Here is a 14,868-nt window from a genome sequence, read left to right as displayed (position 1 = left end):
GCGCGCGTGCCGATCAAAGACCTGTGCCGTGACGCAGGCATCGCCACGTCCAATTGGAGCCGCTGGAAGCGGGGCACCAGCCCAACCTTTTCAAAGTGGGAAAAGGTCCAAGCGGCAGTCGCCCGACTCATGCCCGTCGCCAATGCTGCCCCCGCCCCGACTTCCGCGGATAGTCCAGGCCAAGCGGTTGGACCATCGCCCGATCCCATTTTCGAAGCCGAACATCCGTCTTCGCCCGCCGAACCCGAACAAGCGGGGGCGGCATGATCCAAGGTGCTCTCAAGTTCGATCTACCGAAACTTCTTGGAGAGATCGGCCACCATTTTGCGGGCTTTGGCCTGTGCATCGTCGAGGCCTTTAAACAGCTTCTTGGCGTCCGGGCGTATCGTTTTGCCGCAGCCGGAGCAGTCATACTCCGTATCACTTCGAAGGGACGCGAGACTTCTAGTCGCTTTCTCGCCGCAGTCCGGGCAGGGAATTTCAATCGACTGGCCTTCGAACAGGTCTTTGGACATAGCTTAAACTCCCATGGTGCCGCATGAGCGGGCATCTAACGATTTCACTGGACGCATCGCCGTTCAGGGGCGCACTGCGCGAACTCACGCTACTTCTTGTCGAACGCCCCAAGGACATTCTGCCAGGCCTCGTCGAGGTTCTCCATGTCCCGCTTCGACTCTGCGTGATCGAATGCGATGTGCTCCCCGCAGCCCTCACAGGCCATGCCCGTTTGGTCATGAAACCATCCGAGCGTCTTCTGATGCTCGTGGCTGCATGCAGGACAGGGAAGGATGATGTCGGCGTCGTCGAAAATCTTCTCGGGCATAACACAGTCTCCGTTGGTTCGGTTGGCACCACCAACGAGGGGTGTAAGCCGGGTGAGTCGCAAGGCTCATCCGGCGAACGTCCCGGTAATACACATGGGCGCTGCAGCATCAGTGAAGCGTCCAGCCCATCTCTTTGTAGTACAGCGGACCGTGTAGCCGGATCATCTCCTGATCCCATGCCTGATACCGCGCGACGGCAGCCAGGGTGTGACCCTCGGCGGCCAGCGTCCGAATCCGGGCGGGCGGTGTGATGACCAGTCGTCGCAATGTCACAAGCTTCTCCTTTGCCACCCGGCGACGGACAGACGCGCCGGGGTGGTGCGCGCCTGTCCGCCCTCGTGCGCCTGGTAGGGCCGGGGCTCACCCTGCAGGCAACAGTTTCCCGATCGCAGGATGGCTTACGCCGCTGCGGTGGGGCTCTTCTGAATTCTCGTGTTCCTCAGCAGCTGCCGTCGCTGTCGCCAAACTTTGTCGGCGTGCTGCCTGATCGCTTGTTTAGTTCGTGTTGCGTTTCGTAGCGCCTTTCGTCCCAGACATAGGGACACAAGGCATGTCGGAAAAATCCGAAAAGTCGTCGGAAGCCATGGGTGAACTGCTTTTAGCCGAAGCCTCAGATCTATTACGGCAAGTCGCCGGCGATCGCCGTGCCGACGAGTCGATGAAGGCCGTGCTTCGGCGGGTAGGCCGGGACGTCAAAGACTGGACGGCATCTCGCATCAAGGACGTTTGGTATCGCGACCCGCGCGTCAGAATTCGCGCAAACGAGGTCGAATATTTACGAGCGCTGGTTTCTGAGCGCCAAGAACCGAAAGCGGAAGTTGATGAACTGGTTACGCTCCGCACGCGCATCGATCGGCTGGAAAGCCTCCTCGCGGCAACCGCTCCGGCGAACGCTCGCCCGCGCGTGTCTGCGCCTCGGCAGCAATTCCGCGCAATGGGCGGAGAGCCTGGCCTTGTGGATTGATCCGACAATAGAAGCTGAAGCGTCCGCCAAGCGCGGGACGGTGGAGGACGCGGACAATGAGTGAATCGAGCAAACCCGCCGGTAAGGTGATTCATCTTCGATGCAGCGAGGCTGTCGCCGTCGCACTCGGAGCTGTAGGCGCGTCAATTTCAGTGAAGGATCTTCAACGAGAGTGTTGGGCCCGGCGCATATCGCACACGGTGATCGCCATCTTCACCGATGCTGGCAACGACTACTTTTGGCATTGCGATGCGGAGCAGAAAGCCTGATGGCTCGAATCCGCAGTGTATTCCCTGGGCTGTTTACCGACGAGGCGTTCGCCCCGCTGTCGGATGCTGCGCAGATCATGCTGATCGGTCTCTGGACCGAGGCAGACGACAACGGCGTGTTCGAATGGAAGCCTGTCGGCTTGCGCATGCGCCTGCGCCCGTCGAAGGACGGTTCGATCGAGCCCATGCTCGCGGAGCTCGCCGAGGCCAACGTCATCATGGCGTTCGAAGTGAGCGGCAAGCGCTACGGCGCAGTGCGGAATTTCAAAAAGTATCAACGGCCCAAGAGTCCGAAGGCCATTTATCCGTGCCCGGACCACATCAACGACTATGTGAGTGGAAGTGGTCACGCATCAGCCGTGACGGAAGGAATGGATTTCCCTCGCGATGCAACCGCGGCGGAGCGAAAAGCACGCCAGCGCAAGAAAGAGAAACGGGAGAACCGTGACGACGGCGGAAATAGTCACGCTTCATCCGTGACGGACGTAGAGGAATGTCACGGTCCAGCCGTGACTGATTCCGTAGATCAGGAAGTTGTCACGGTCCAGCCGTTACCAATTCCACAAAATGGAGAAGTGTCACGCCAGAGGGAGGAGGGAGGAGATAAAGGTAAAGGGAAAGAAAGTAAGACCCCCAAATCCCCTTCGGGGATTTCTCCCCCAATCGAAAAAAATGTGGTCGCGAAATCGAAGCGGGCAGCGAAGACGGACGTCCCCACGGACGCAAACCTCACGACCCTCAGCGAATACTTCCTCGCGTATGCCCTTCGGCAACAGGTGCCAGATGGCCCCGGCGAGCTAGAGCAATTCCTCGATCACCACCGCAAGCACGCCAACGTATTTGCGGATTGGGAGGCGGCAGCGCGCACATGGCTGCGCAACAGCCCCAAATTCCGAAAGCCCGGCCGGAGCCTCGCCACCGGTGGCCAGCGGCAAGACGGCGGTTTCACAGATTTCATCATCAAACAGCACGCGGAGCGGTCCAATGGCGCAAACACCATCGATCACGACGATCTCGAATTCGCCCCCCGTTGACCACGAGGTGGCGCGGGTGATCACCGCGTTGCGCTCGTCGATGCGCGACGGCAATTGCCTGACCGAACCGCTGTCGCTGACGACACGAGGAAGGCTCAGCCATCGGTTGGCGCTGCTCCAGGCATGCACGGAGCAGGCCAGCGGCGATCAAATCCGGCTGGAGATTGCGAAGCTGATGGCATCGTACCCATCGCTGCGAGGAGCATCAGCCAACGATGCCGCTGCGATGGTCTTCCAGTATTCTGAGGCGCTCGCCGGCGTGCCGCTGTGGGCAGTTCGGGACGCATGCGGAGCCATCGCGCGCGGCTCCGTGAAGGATGTGAATCCGGACTTTGCCCCGACATCCGCACGGCTGCGTCAGATCGTAGACGGCATCACGACGGCGGCGCACCTGGAGGCCAAGCAGATCGGGGTCATCCTCGAAGCGCCTGTGGTGTTGCCGGACGATGATGAAAAGGCCGAGGCGGTGCGGAAGGGCGTCGGCGACGCCATGCGGGCTCGGGCAAACGAGATGCGCGAAGCCGATGAAGCGCTGCGCCGTCCGGTGTTGGTGCCGGAGGGCGGCGGCTTCAAGGCACCTTCGCCAAAAGACCTCTCCGAAATTTACAAGACGCGCCGGTTACCGGGCCTCCCTGTCCGTAACGTTACGCGTAACGACGACCGTAACGGTCATGCAACGGTCGACGAGGAATACGCCGACCACCTGCGCGATGCGGTGGGCCAATGAGCGACCCTAAGATTTCGATGGATGATGCCACGCGCCTTAAGCGCATGATCAACGACTGTGCTGACCTTCTGATCGAGGAGGGCTTCGCAGCCGTTCATATCGGCACCGTGATGGCCGCTGTGGGTGCGGCGATGGTCAAGGCGAGCGGCGGCGACGTCGACAAGGTCGTCGAGGATCTGCGCCAGGCAGTAGCGGACGATCGGAAGAGCAATTTGCAATGAACGGGCCAGCAAAGATGAAGCAAACGGCTAGCAATACTACGCGGGTGAAGACGCCGATTGACGTCGAATTGGCGCTGCGCTGGGCCTGGCGCGACGAGCTGTCGAAGCGCGCGACCTCTGCGGCTGAGAGCGTTTGGGACCGGATAGAGGACCTCGGCCGGCATGGTGGCGTCGATGTCGACGATAGCAAAGCTTCATCGCAACGTTATGCCCACATCGGCGAGCCGGATCCTGACGCGCTGGCACTGGAACAAGCTGTGGCCAAGCTCGAACCCGTAGTCATTGATTGGTCGAAGAGCCTGGATGCTATCGCCGGGCCTCTGGCTGGATTGGTCTCGGTCAACGACTTCAAGCGCCATCAGCCGCGCACGCCTAAGGCTGGCTGGGGCAAAGCCGGTGATCGTGCGCTTCGTGGCTGGTTCGGGCCCGGTGGCGAGCGTCCGCTGAAGGATCGCCCGCGCGACATCATGATGATCGGCACGTTCCAACCGAAAACTTTGCTGACGGTGCATGCTGCAGGTGCCAGCCGGCCGGATTGGAGCGACGAAGAGCCAAAGCCGACCCGCGTACTCTCGACCAATGGCAAGAACGCCAAGGTCGAAGGCAAGTGCGAAGCTCGGGATCGGTATTCGCTCGGAGCGTTCTGTCCGCTCGAATGGGACCCGTCTCCGACGTCTGTGATCCTTGCGCGCGCGGACTACGTCGTCTGGTGGGAAGCGCTGCGGCAAATTGCCGAGACGGTGGAGTTGACGAGGTTCACGCTGCTGCCGCCGTCCGCGCCAGCAGAGCCATGGTTTGGGGAACTGGACAACGTAGGCGACGTGATCACCGTGCCGCCCGAGGGGCCCGTGCTGCATCTGCCGCTCACGCCGACGCGCGGCCGGATGTTGGCCCCGTTCAGGCGCCCAGCTGCCGGGCCGGTGTATCACCTGATGGAAAACGGAAAGTTTCGGGAGGGCGCTCAATGAACAAGCCACGTCAGCCGCTGCTTTTGCGCCTCGAGTTCAATTTTGAGATCGAGCACGCGGGATATGCCCTGAAGCCGATTGAGCGCTCGATCTATCGTGATTTCTGGAAATGCTCCCATGGGAAGCGCTCCGTCGTGTTTGTGATTGTCACGCAGGAATCGTCGCGCGAACTGGTCACCAGGCTGAAGCTCGACGAGGTCACGGCCTTGGAGGACTATTGCTGCCACGTCGCACCGATCGGCGCCATCAGCAAGCACGGCGGCATGAGCACATTACACGATGCGCTCAGGAAAGCTTGGGCCGATGTCGGCGAACGGCGGTCTCTTGCCTATCGCGACCAGCGAAAGCGCTTCAACCCTCGGACAGAGACTAGGTTTGATGACCGAGAATATGGCGCTTTGCGCAAGAAGAGGGTCTAGTATGAGCGGCAGCGATGCAGATGGCGGATCGTTCTGTCAGAAAAAATCGAAGGGCTGCAGTAATGATCGATCTAAACTGGCTTTCCAAAGAGGCAGAAGCTTTAATCAAAAAGGCTGAATGCAGCTTTCTGAGACGCGTTGATGGGTATCAACGTCATGGCGTGAGATTCAACGTAAAGGGCCCCCGACTATGGGTTGAGGGATCTGATGTCTGGATTGAGATAGCAGAATCTGTGTGTGCCTACCCAGATCAAGCGCTATTCCAGTTGGGTCACGAAGTGATCCATTCATTATCGCCGTCTCATACAAACGATGCGTCATTGCTTGAGGAAGGTCTTGCTGTTTGGTTTAGCTTGCATGGACCGTCATATCAAAACGCTGGCTATAAATCGATAGCGACCAGTTACATCGAGACAGACAAAGAGGCGGAATCTTACCGCGAAGCTTTGCACCTTTACAACGAGGCTCAACTTTACACTTCGTCTGAATGTGTGAAGGCGATTCGCAGTGAAGACATCAACCTCCAGAATTTGACGTTGTCATCTTTGCAGAAAGCGTGCCCAAAAATACCATCGCCTTTAGCCGAGCGCTTGTGTAAACGAGTGCGCCTGCGGGCTTAGTATCCGCTGCTGGATAAAAAATTGGATATATTAACAGGGTTGACTTGCGGTCTCCTCCTTGACATCAGTTCAATCATCGGAATTCCGTAAGTCAACAGCCCGCCCGCTGCACCTGCAGCGAGGCGGGTTTCGCGTTTATGCGCGAACAATTCCTGCGCCGCTGGCGTCGATTTGCATTGGCACCGGTTAGTATTTTGGATCAAACCGAACCACAGGTTGGCCATTGGCGCAGGACCCCGCGGCAATCGGACCGCTGAAATAGGCCTTCTCGATGCTTGTTGAGCCGCCTCCGAAGCATGCAGACGGAAGGTTTTGACTGAAGCTTCCGCACCAATCCTTACCGCAGTCCCGCATAAATTGGCGCTGGGTGTAAAGTGGAACGCCAGTCAATTTATGCTTTCGTTTTGCAGCGGCTGCTTGTTGGGGAAGAGACAATGCTATGGCTATCCCGAGCAAGGGCAGCAAGATTTTATTGGTGTCGGTCCGCTTCATCTTAGTCTCCGGTCTTTTGAGGCCTGCGGGCATCATGCAACAATGGCTGCCGCGCTTCCTCAAGAAAACCTAATACCCACGCAATTTTGATGCCGCGGTCCCGCACTCGTCGCTGTCACAATCGAGAGCCTGAGCCCGGTCGCCTTCGTGGTCGCCGTGGCGTAGCCCAGCGAGCTCGGCGCCTTGCTTCCGAACCGCTCTGTCGTGATTGCTACGCGAACGGCATTCTCACGCCTTCGACGGTGCCGGATCACATCGTGCCATTTGCGTGCGGTGGCACTGATGACGATAGCAACATCCGCTGTCTCTGCGCAGCATGCCACAAGATCAGGACAGCGGAGCAGTTCGGCCAGCGTGTCGTTCACGGTACCGACGAGAAGGGCAGGCCTCTTGATCCCGACCATCCATGGAATCGTCGACCACCCCCTGGGGCGGTCAAAAAGTCTGGAGCTTAGGGAGCGGACACCGACATGGGAGGTCCCTTCGCACTGAGACCAAAAATCAAAGGGGACCCATCGCAATTGGGCATCAGGTGATCTGATATCACGTTGAAATTACGTCGATATCTCGCCTGTTTGAATTCGCTGGAAATCAAACATTATGCCAAGAGGCGGTAAGCGCGAGGGGGCGGGGCGAAAGCCGAAGGAAAATGCGGCGCCCCCGTTGAAATTGGTGCCGCCCGTTCCAGCATCGATGCAGCCCGATCCGTTGATTGTCGACGGTATGACAGAGCCGCAGTGGTCCGCTCAGTTCACCGACGAACTTGATCAGGATCTGGCCCGCCGGCAGTGGCGCATCATCGTCGGCGAGCTGCGGCAGTCCGACAAGTTGGCCAATGCTAACGAGCGCCAGGTCAAGCGCCTCGTCGACGCCTACGTGCTTTATGAAATCGCGATGCGCCACGTCGCGGATGAGGGAGCGGTGTTCCCGCGAAAGGGCAAGAAGCAGCCCGCCTACAATCCGTGGTTCACAATCATGAAGGACGCGAACGCGATGGCGTCGGCCGCTGAGGCAGAGCTGACGATCACGCCGCGCCGGCGCAACAATGGCGGAAAAGTCCAGAAGCAAAAGCAACCGTCGTTCGGTGGCGGCTTCCTCAAAGCGGTTCCCAAGTGATCCGACCACGCAATATGCGCGTGATGTCGTCGACGGAAAGATCGTATCCGGAGAGCTAGCTTGCTACGCCGCCGAGCGGCACCTGAAAGATATTCTTGAGGGGTCGCTTCGCGATCTCTATTGGGCGCCGGAGCGCGCTCAACATGCCTTCGACTTCTATCCGAGTGTCTTGTCGATCACCGAAGGTGCGGCGGATCTGGTCGGAAAGCCGTTCAATTTACTGCCCTGGCACATGTTCAGTGCTGGCAACCTCTTCGGCTGGCGACGGTCGAGCGGGCGCATGCGCTTTCGATCTGGCTGGCTGGAAACTGGAAAGGGACAAGCGAAGTCACCGTTCATGGCGGGCACAGGCCTGTACATGATGGGCTACTACGGCATTCCCCGCGCCAAAGTGTTTGCCATCGGCCAGGACAAGGCAACCGCGAACGTTCTGTTCAAGGATGCCGCGGCAATGTGCCGGGCGCCGATCCCGGGCAGCCATCCGGAAGATGGGCACACACTGGAATCCCTCGGTGAGGTGATCATCCGCGGTTTCCTTGATAACGCGTTCAAGATCGAGCATCCGTCGACCAAATCGGTTTTTCAGTCGCTGGCGAATGGCGATGCGATCTCGGGTCCGAAGCCCACGCTGGTATCTGCCGACGAGATTCACGAATTCAAGAGCAACGCGTCTCTAGAAACGTGGATGGCGGCAATCGCGAAAATGCCCGGCGACGCGCTGATGCTGATGGGCACGAACACGCCAGCGTCGACGCAGCTCGTCGGAACTGAATACTCGACGTTCTACCAGAGCGTTTTGAAAGGCGAGTTCATCGACGACCAGGCCTTCGGGTTCATCGCGCGCGTCGACAAGGCCGACCACGATAAAGTCTTCGAGAACGAGGCGTGCTGGGTCAAGTCGCTGCCGGCCCTTGGCATCACTTTCCCGGTCGAGAATATCCGCGGCGAGGTGAACACGGCGCGCAAACGAACGTCCAAAGCGATGTCCGTGAAGCGTCTCTATTTCGGCATCCCGATCGGTGCCGTCTCGTTCTGGATGGACAACGAGGAAGCCTGGGCCGCGGTGCAAGCGCCGGTCGACCCTGCCGACCACAAGGGCGAGAAGTGCTGGCTGTCGCTGGATCTGTCGAAGAAGAACGACCTGACCGCGCTGTCCGCGTGCTGGGAAGGGATGAAAGATGGTGAGCGCCATCTCTTCGTCAAGACCTGGTACTGGACCGTTCAGGATGGTCTCGCTGATCGCGCCCGCCGGGATCTCGCGAAGTATGTTGAGTGGGCCGCCGATCCAGACATCGACTTTACCGCGGTGCCCGGCGCTACGATCGACAAAACGTTCGCCGCCGCTGAAGTTGCAACGCTCGTCGCCGAACATGATGTGCAGTTCCTCGCCTTCGACGTCGCCGGCATGGCCGACTTCATCGCGGCGTGCGAGACCACAGGGTTGCCAGTCTGGAAATTTGAGGGGCCGGATAAGCCTGAGGGTTACGGCCTCAAACTCGTGTCGCATGCGCAGGGAAAGCGTCGCGTTTTCGAAGAGAAGCAGCTCACCATGCCAACCTCGGTCGAAAAGCTCGAGGACAACGTGCTGGACGGAACGATCACGATCGACGACTCGCCGGTGACCTATATGTGCGCGGCCAACGCCTACGTTGATCGAGACGGGCAGGACAATCGTTGCTTCGATAAATCAAAATCGCGAGGCCGTATCGACGGGCTGGTGACGACGGCAATGGTTGTTGGCGCCGCCAGCGGTGATTTCAAGGAAGGCAACGACTTGGGCGACTTCCTCAAAAACGCGGTCACGGCATAATGGGTTTCTGGAACCGCTGGTTTGGTCGCACTTTCAGCGCCAAAGACCGCGAACTTTACGACATGCTGGGCCACGGCGAGACCTGGGCTGGCGAACGCGTGTCGGACGACGGTGCCATGAAGTTGTCGGCCTGGATGGCTGGCGTCAGGGTGAAATCGCAAACCGTCGCCAGCTTGTCGTTCGATGTGATGGAGAAGCAGGCCGACGGGTCGAAGGTTCGCGTCGCCGACCACCCGCTGCAAGACCTTCTCGACGCAAGCCCGAATGCGGATCAGACCGCCATCGAGTTTTGGGAAGGCCGTATGCTCGGTCTCTCAACCAGGGGAAATGGCTTTGCAGAGAAAGTCGAGAACCGCGGCCAGTTGGTAGCTTTAAACGCGATGCCGTCGAACACTTTCGCGGATCGAAACACCGACGGCGAGCTGATTTACACCTTTATGGATCGAGGCAAGCAAGAGAAGCTGCCAGAGGAGAAGGTTTTTCACATTAAGGGGTTTGGCGACGGCGACATGGGTATGTCTCCGATAGAGTATGCTCGACAAACGCTGAGCCTGACGATTGCGACAGAGAAGTTCGCGGGGCAGACCTATTCGCGCGGTGGGCGGGTTAAGGGCTTCTTTGTGATGCCGCCAGGCTCAAAGCAGTTGACGCAGGATCAGCGAGACGAGGCCAAAAAGTCGTTGGTCGAAGCAAACGCTGGGCCAAACGCGCCATGGGCGGGCATTCTGGAGGGCGGTGTCGACTTCAAACAGGTGTCGCTAACCATGCGCGATGCCGAGATGATCCTGAATCGTCGCTTCAACATCGAGGAAGTCTGTCGTTGGATCGGCGTTCCACCGATCATCATAGGCCACTCCGCCGAAGGGCAGACGATGTGGGGGACCGGTGTCTCCGCGATCATGCAGTCCTGGTACACGTTGGGCCTGCGTACTGACTTGAAGCGCATCGAGCAGGCGATATCGAAGCGCATTCTCACGCCAGCGCAGCGGCTGCGATACTCAGTCAAAATCAATTACGAGGATCTGCTGCGCGGTGACAGCGCAGCGCGGGCCGCCTTCTACAAGGCGATGCTGGACGCTGGCGTCTTCACCATCAATCACGTCCGGAAACTGGAAGGTTTGCCGCCGATCGAAGGTGGCGACGTGCCTCGCATGCAGATGCAGAACGTTCCTATCACAGAAGCGGCAGGCAATCTCAGTCTGCCTCCTGGAGCCGAAACGAAATGACCATCCGTGAGCTGCCAGAACTGCATCGGCCGAACGCGCCGCAGGCATCATTCGTATTGAATGAGAAGGCAGTGCAAGCATGGTCGCCAGATCTCCTGCCGACGGCCGCTGCAGGCGATAACTCGGTTATCAGCATCCTTGACGTCATCGGCGTCGACTTCTGGACGGGCGAAGGTGTCACCTCAAAGCGCATCGCGGGTGCGCTGCGTTCGATCGGCGAGAAGCCTGTCACCGTGCAGATCAATTCGCCCGGCGGCGACTTTTTCGAAGGCGTCACGATTTACAACATGCTCCGCCAGCATCCGGCTGAGGTGACAGTTCAAATCCTCGGTATCGCCGCGTCGGCAGCCTCGGTCATCGCCATGGCTGGCGACAAGGTCGAAATCGGCAAGACCGCCTTTATCATGACGCACAACACCCAGTGGGTTGCGGTCGGCGATCGTCATGTGATGCGCGACACTGGCGACATCATGGAAACCTTTGACACAACGATGAACCAGATGTTCGCCGATCGCACGGGCCAGACGCTGGAGACTATCGCTGCTTGGAATGACGCCGAGCACTGGATCGCCGGCCAGAAGGCGATCGACGAGGGCTTTGCGGACGCATTGCTCGAGGCCGACATCAAGGAGGGATCCGGCGGTGCGAAGAACAGCGCACCAACCCTTTACCGCGTCGAAGCCGCGCTGGCCCGTCAAGGAATGCCGCGCGCTGAGCGCCGCCGCATCATGAAAGAGATCACCGAGGGCACGCCGGGCGCTGCTTCGGACGTCACGCCGAGCGCTGACATCGACGAGGCCGACGACGGTCTCAATTCCCTCCGCCTTGCGGCGGCTCGAATGAGCCTGCTCAGGGCATAGCAAACCAAAAACTTTAGGAGCTACCATGGCCGATGATATCCGCGACCTGCTCAAGCAGGTCACGAACGACCTGTCGCGCGTGAACGACGAGTTTTCGAAGAAGGCAGAGGAGACCCTGACCGAGGTCAAAAACACCGGCAAGATGTCGGAGCAGACCAAGGCCGAGGTCGACAAGCTGGCGACCAGCCAGACCGAGCTCTCGGGGAAGCTGGAAGAGGTCACCGCGCGTCTCGCCGACGTGGAGCAGAAGAAGGCCCGTCGCGGCGGTGGCGAAGCCGTCCAGTCGTGGGGTGCCCAGGCTGTTGCCTCCGACAAGCTGAAGGGCCTGACGTCGTCGACGGTGCATTCCGGCCAGCGCATCAGTGCGCCGGTGAAGAACGTGCTGATCAGCTCGGGTGTGGCCGAGGGCGTCGTCGAACCTCAGCGCTTGCCTGGCATCGACACGCTTCCGAAGCAGCGTCTGTTCATCCGCGACCTGATTGCGCCGGGCCAGACCACGTCGCCGGCGATCTTCTGGGTGCAGCAAACCGGCTTCACCAACAATGCGGCTGTCGTTCCCGAGAATACGACTAAGCCGTATTCGAATATCACGTTCGCGACGAAGATCACCCCGGTGGTCACCATTGCGCATCTGTTCAAGGCGTCGAAGCAGATCCTCGACGACTTCGCGCAGCTGCAGTCCACCATCGACGCGGAAATGCGGTATGGCCTGAAGTATGTCGAAGAGCAGGAATTCCTCTTCGGCGTGGGTGGCGCAGGCAACATTGAGGGCATCATCCCGCAGGCCAGCCCTTTCGCCCCGGCTTTCGAGCCGGATGCGCGCACAAATATCGACGATCTGCGCCTGGCTATCCTGCAGTCGCAGCTCGCTCGACTACCGTGTGACGGTTTCGTCATTCACTCGACGGATTGGGCCGCGGTGGAACTGACCAAGGATGCGAACGGCGGCTATATCCTGGCTAATCCGCTCCGCATCGCTGGTCCCACGCTGTGGGGCAAGCCGGTGGTCGAAACCGAAATCCCGGAGTTCGAAGGTGAGTTCCTCGCCGGTGCATTCCGCACGGGTGCGCAGTTGTTCGACCGCGAAGATGCGAACGTCGTCATCTCGACCGAAAACGCCGATGACTTCGAGAAAAATATGATCACCGTCCGCTGCGAAGAGCGCACAGCGCTCGCCGTCAAGCGCCCGGAAGCATTCGTTACGGGCGCGTTCGGCACCGCCGCGGCCGGCGGCTGATCCTCCGCTGCAATCGACCGTCGCGAATAGTCGCGGCGGTCACTCCCGCAGGAATCCCATGATGAAACTGAGAGCGATGCGGTCGTTCCGTCACGGAACGATGACCTTCGGTCGCGGCGCTGCCGTCGACGTCACCGAGCCGGTCGCGCGTGACCTGATCAAGCGCGGACTGGTGGCCGAAGAGGGCGCCGAGCCGCCGAAGCAGATGGAGCGGCCGACGCAAGTCGACCGGACCAAGCATAAACCGGCAAGCGCCGGTAACCAGCGGCGCGACGACAAGTCCGCCACAACCGGCCGAGCGGCCGATCGAAAGGAAGACTGATATGCGTCGCCAGAAAGTTGTTGTCACCACCGCTACAGATGGCTCTGCCACTGCATACAGCCCGCGCTTGTCGGGCAAGATCCACAGCATCCAGTACGTCAAGACTGACTACGCGGACACCGTGGACTTCACGATCACTGCCGAACAGACCGGGGAAAATCTCTGGACCGAGGCGAACGTGACCGCTTCCAAGGCCTGCTATCCGCGCGCACCGACGCATTCTCAGGCTGGTGTTGCGGCGCTTTATGCGGCGTCCGGCACGGCCGTGAGTGACAAGCCCGGCATCGCCAACGATCGCGTCAAGATCGTTCTGGCAGCTGGCGGCGCCAGCAAGTCCGGCACCTTCCACATCCTGGTCGACTGATCGAACATGCCCGTCGTCGTCATCGAACCGCCGGAACTCGTAGTCACCGCCGGAGAGGCGAGGACCGCGCGCGTCTTCACGGAAGATGACGACGACGAGTACGTCGAACACTTGCTAGAGATTGCTCAGTCTGAGATTGACGGGCCGCCAGGTTGGCTCGGACGATCGATCGGGGTTCAGACGCTGCAGCTTACCCTTCCATTTTGCGCAAATATCCGTCCCGAATGCCTCCCATATCGCCCGGTGATCGAAATCCTCAGCGATGTTCTCTCCGAGGACGGCTGCCATCGTATTGTTGAGTATCGAGCAGGGCAGGAGATCGACGATGTTCCCCGCCGGATTAAGCACGCCATCATCATGATGGCTGGCACCTTGCGGGATGCCACACCGGACGAGGGCGGCACGCTCAAGAAGAAGACCGTCGATGGGGTTGGGTCGCGTGAATACACGCTTCCGGATGGTGCAGCCGATGCAATGAAGAATGCGGCGGAGAGGTTGCTGGCCACATATCAGGTTTACGCGTGAGTAGCGCTGCGGAAATGTTGGAGGATCACCGCGAGTTCCTGGCCGATGACGGCGAGGACATCCTGATCCGCCGCTACACGGGGTCTGGTCCTGTGCGTCCCAAGACCGAGGCCAAGGTGCGCGCACGCGTATCGGGGCTGGAATCGGCGACGCTGATTGGTGCCATCGTCCAAGGCAAGTGCCAGATCATTGCGGTGAACGACCCGGAGGCGGTTGTCCCGAGCGGCATGGTCGCGCTGAGCGCGCTGCTGCCGATCACCACCAACGACAAGGCAGTGCTGCTGCGCGACGGTCGTGAAAAGGAATTGAGCATAGAGGCGGCCGACGACAACACGCGGCGCGTAGGTGGCACGCTGATTGCCCTTCAAATCCAGGCGTCAGGCTGATGACGACGACAAGCCAGGCGCTTGCGGTGGTTAAGGGGCTAATCGAAGCCAACCCGCAGATCCATCCCGAGAGCGGCGATGCGCTTCCGTTCTACTGGCAGGGCGACGACGCGCCGCTCCTTCCCGAAACGCCCTCGCCATTCATCTACACGTTCTTCGAGGCGATGAGATCGGACACCATCGAGATCGGCGGTGGTCGTGGAAGAAACCGGCATCGGAATCCCGGTGCCGCGACGATCTTCGTGTTCGTCCCGATCGGCTGGGGTCTTCAATACGGGACCGATTACGCCGAGGCGCTCGCTACACCGCTCCGGTCCTACCGCCAGAATGGCGTGACCGTCGAGGGGGTAACCGTCTATCCGGGTGGTCCCGGCTCGGAGATTGCCGTCCCCGGCATGGATAACGAGGCCAAGAACTACTTTTGGTCGGGCCTCGATGTTGAGTTTTACCACGACCTGATCGGCTGAGCCGACAATCCATCACA

General features: G+C 59.8%; 23 protein-coding genes. 19 read left to right on the top strand and 4 right to left on the bottom strand.

The features are described from left to right. Positions 1–290: 290 nt before the first annotated feature. The 3 genes from CHC01_RS02935 to CHC01_RS32215 form a co-directional block, all read right to left on the bottom strand. Positions 291–515, bottom strand: a complete 225-nt coding sequence (locus CHC01_RS02935; RefSeq protein WP_089262305.1) for a hypothetical protein — start codon at positions 513–515, stop codon at positions 291–293. Positions 516–604: 89 nt separating this feature from the next. Further along, positions 605–823, bottom strand: coding sequence for a hypothetical protein (locus CHC01_RS02930; RefSeq protein WP_089262303.1), 219 nt, complete (start codon positions 821–823; stop codon positions 605–607). 109 nt (positions 824–932) lie between these two features. Then, complete coding sequence (locus CHC01_RS32215; RefSeq protein ID WP_176454483.1) at positions 933–1,097, bottom strand: hypothetical protein; 165 nt, start codon at positions 1,095–1,097, stop codon at positions 933–935. A gap of 277 nt (positions 1,098–1,374) precedes the next feature. Between CHC01_RS32215 and CHC01_RS02925 the strand changes: the two genes are divergently transcribed. The 8 genes from CHC01_RS02925 to CHC01_RS31790 all read left to right on the top strand — a co-directional run bounded on the left by CHC01_RS02925 (position 1,375) and on the right by CHC01_RS31790 (position 6,046). After that, a complete protein-coding gene (locus CHC01_RS02925; RefSeq protein WP_141137034.1) occupies positions 1,375–1,788 on the top strand; it encodes a hypothetical protein in 414 nt (137 codons plus the stop codon). A 56-nt stretch (positions 1,789–1,844) separates the two neighbouring features. After that, a complete protein-coding gene (locus CHC01_RS31795; RefSeq protein ID WP_141137033.1) occupies positions 1,845–2,057 on the top strand; it encodes a hypothetical protein in 213 nt (70 codons plus the stop codon). Continuing rightward, positions 2,057–3,091: a hypothetical protein gene (locus CHC01_RS02920; protein WP_089262299.1), complete on the top strand. Its 1,035-nt coding sequence runs from the start codon at positions 2,057–2,059 to the stop codon at positions 3,089–3,091. The genes CHC01_RS31795 and CHC01_RS02920 overlap by 1 nt, the downstream gene beginning before the upstream one ends. Continuing rightward, the gene (locus CHC01_RS02915; RefSeq protein ID WP_141137032.1) at positions 3,042–3,818 is read left to right on the top strand and encodes a hypothetical protein; all 777 of its coding nucleotides are present in this window, start codon (positions 3,042–3,044) and stop codon (positions 3,816–3,818) included. Before CHC01_RS02920 ends, CHC01_RS02915 begins: the two co-directional genes overlap by 50 nt. A 17-nt stretch (positions 3,819–3,835) precedes the next feature. After that, a complete protein-coding gene (locus CHC01_RS02910) occupies positions 3,836–4,039 on the top strand; it encodes a hypothetical protein (protein WP_089262295.1) in 204 nt (67 codons plus the stop codon). Between the two features lie 68 nt (positions 4,040–4,107). Next, the gene (locus tag CHC01_RS02905; RefSeq protein ID WP_141137031.1) at positions 4,108–5,007 is read left to right on the top strand and encodes a hypothetical protein; all 900 of its coding nucleotides are present in this window, start codon (positions 4,108–4,110) and stop codon (positions 5,005–5,007) included. Beyond that, complete coding sequence (locus tag CHC01_RS02900; RefSeq protein ID WP_089262291.1) at positions 5,004–5,426, top strand: hypothetical protein; 423 nt, start codon at positions 5,004–5,006, stop codon at positions 5,424–5,426. Before CHC01_RS02905 ends, CHC01_RS02900 begins: the two co-directional genes overlap by 4 nt. A gap of 14 nt (positions 5,427–5,440) precedes the next feature. Beyond that, a complete protein-coding gene (locus CHC01_RS31790; RefSeq protein ID WP_141137030.1) occupies positions 5,441–6,046 on the top strand; it encodes a hypothetical protein in 606 nt (201 codons plus the stop codon). 186 nt (positions 6,047–6,232) lie between these two features. Here CHC01_RS31790 and CHC01_RS31785 read toward each other — a convergent pair whose 3' ends face one another. Continuing rightward, positions 6,233–6,538, bottom strand: coding sequence for a hypothetical protein (locus CHC01_RS31785; protein ID WP_141137029.1), 306 nt, complete (start codon positions 6,536–6,538; stop codon positions 6,233–6,235). A gap of 89 nt (positions 6,539–6,627) precedes the next feature. Between CHC01_RS31785 and CHC01_RS33430 the strand changes: the two genes are divergently transcribed. The 11 genes from CHC01_RS33430 (at position 6,628) to CHC01_RS02845 (ending at position 14,851) form a co-directional block, all read left to right on the top strand. After that, positions 6,628–6,993 carry an HNH endonuclease signature motif containing protein gene (locus CHC01_RS33430; protein WP_089262289.1) on the top strand — a complete coding sequence of 122 codons (366 nt, stop codon included), beginning with the start codon at positions 6,628–6,630 and terminating at the stop codon, positions 6,991–6,993. Positions 6,994–7,210: 217 nt separating this feature from the next. Continuing rightward, positions 7,211–7,654 (top strand): P27 family phage terminase small subunit, encoded by a 444-nt coding sequence (locus CHC01_RS02890; RefSeq protein WP_244558245.1) that lies wholly within the window; start codon positions 7,211–7,213, stop codon positions 7,652–7,654. After that, the gene (locus tag CHC01_RS02885) at positions 7,584–9,464 is read left to right on the top strand and encodes a terminase large subunit (RefSeq protein WP_089262285.1); all 1,881 of its coding nucleotides are present in this window, start codon (positions 7,584–7,586) and stop codon (positions 9,462–9,464) included. Before CHC01_RS02890 ends, CHC01_RS02885 begins: the two co-directional genes overlap by 71 nt. Next, a complete protein-coding gene (locus tag CHC01_RS02880; protein WP_089262284.1) occupies positions 9,464–10,690 on the top strand; it encodes a phage portal protein in 1,227 nt (408 codons plus the stop codon). The genes CHC01_RS02885 and CHC01_RS02880 overlap by 1 nt, the downstream gene beginning before the upstream one ends. Further along, positions 10,687–11,550, top strand: a complete 864-nt coding sequence (locus CHC01_RS02875) for a head maturation protease, ClpP-related (RefSeq protein WP_089262283.1) — start codon at positions 10,687–10,689, stop codon at positions 11,548–11,550. The genes CHC01_RS02880 and CHC01_RS02875 overlap by 4 nt, the downstream gene beginning before the upstream one ends. A 25-nt stretch (positions 11,551–11,575) precedes the next feature. Next, complete coding sequence (locus CHC01_RS02870; protein WP_089262281.1) at positions 11,576–12,787, top strand: phage major capsid protein; 1,212 nt, start codon at positions 11,576–11,578, stop codon at positions 12,785–12,787. 61 nt (positions 12,788–12,848) lie between these two features. Next, complete coding sequence (locus tag CHC01_RS02865; RefSeq protein WP_141137028.1) at positions 12,849–13,109, top strand: hypothetical protein; 261 nt, start codon at positions 12,849–12,851, stop codon at positions 13,107–13,109. A 1-nt stretch (position 13,110) separates the two neighbouring features. Next, complete coding sequence (locus CHC01_RS02860) at positions 13,111–13,473, top strand: hypothetical protein (RefSeq protein WP_089262278.1); 363 nt, start codon at positions 13,111–13,113, stop codon at positions 13,471–13,473. 6 nt (positions 13,474–13,479) lie between these two features. After that, a complete protein-coding gene (locus CHC01_RS02855; protein ID WP_089262276.1) occupies positions 13,480–13,998 on the top strand; it encodes a hypothetical protein in 519 nt (172 codons plus the stop codon). Between the two features lie 14 nt (positions 13,999–14,012). Then, positions 14,013–14,384 carry a hypothetical protein gene (locus CHC01_RS02850; RefSeq protein WP_089262274.1) on the top strand — a complete coding sequence of 124 codons (372 nt, stop codon included), beginning with the start codon at positions 14,013–14,015 and terminating at the stop codon, positions 14,382–14,384. Continuing rightward, positions 14,384–14,851: a hypothetical protein gene (locus CHC01_RS02845; protein ID WP_089262272.1), complete on the top strand. Its 468-nt coding sequence runs from the start codon at positions 14,384–14,386 to the stop codon at positions 14,849–14,851. Before CHC01_RS02850 ends, CHC01_RS02845 begins: the two co-directional genes overlap by 1 nt. Positions 14,852–14,868 lie beyond the last annotated feature (17 nt).

This window comes from Tardiphaga sp. OK246 (genome assembly GCF_900188215.1).
Lineage (GTDB): Bacteria > Pseudomonadota > Alphaproteobacteria > Rhizobiales > Xanthobacteraceae > Tardiphaga > Tardiphaga robiniae.
The sequence above is the reverse complement of the archived record's forward strand: the minus strand, read 5'-3'. Positions and strand labels throughout refer to the sequence as shown.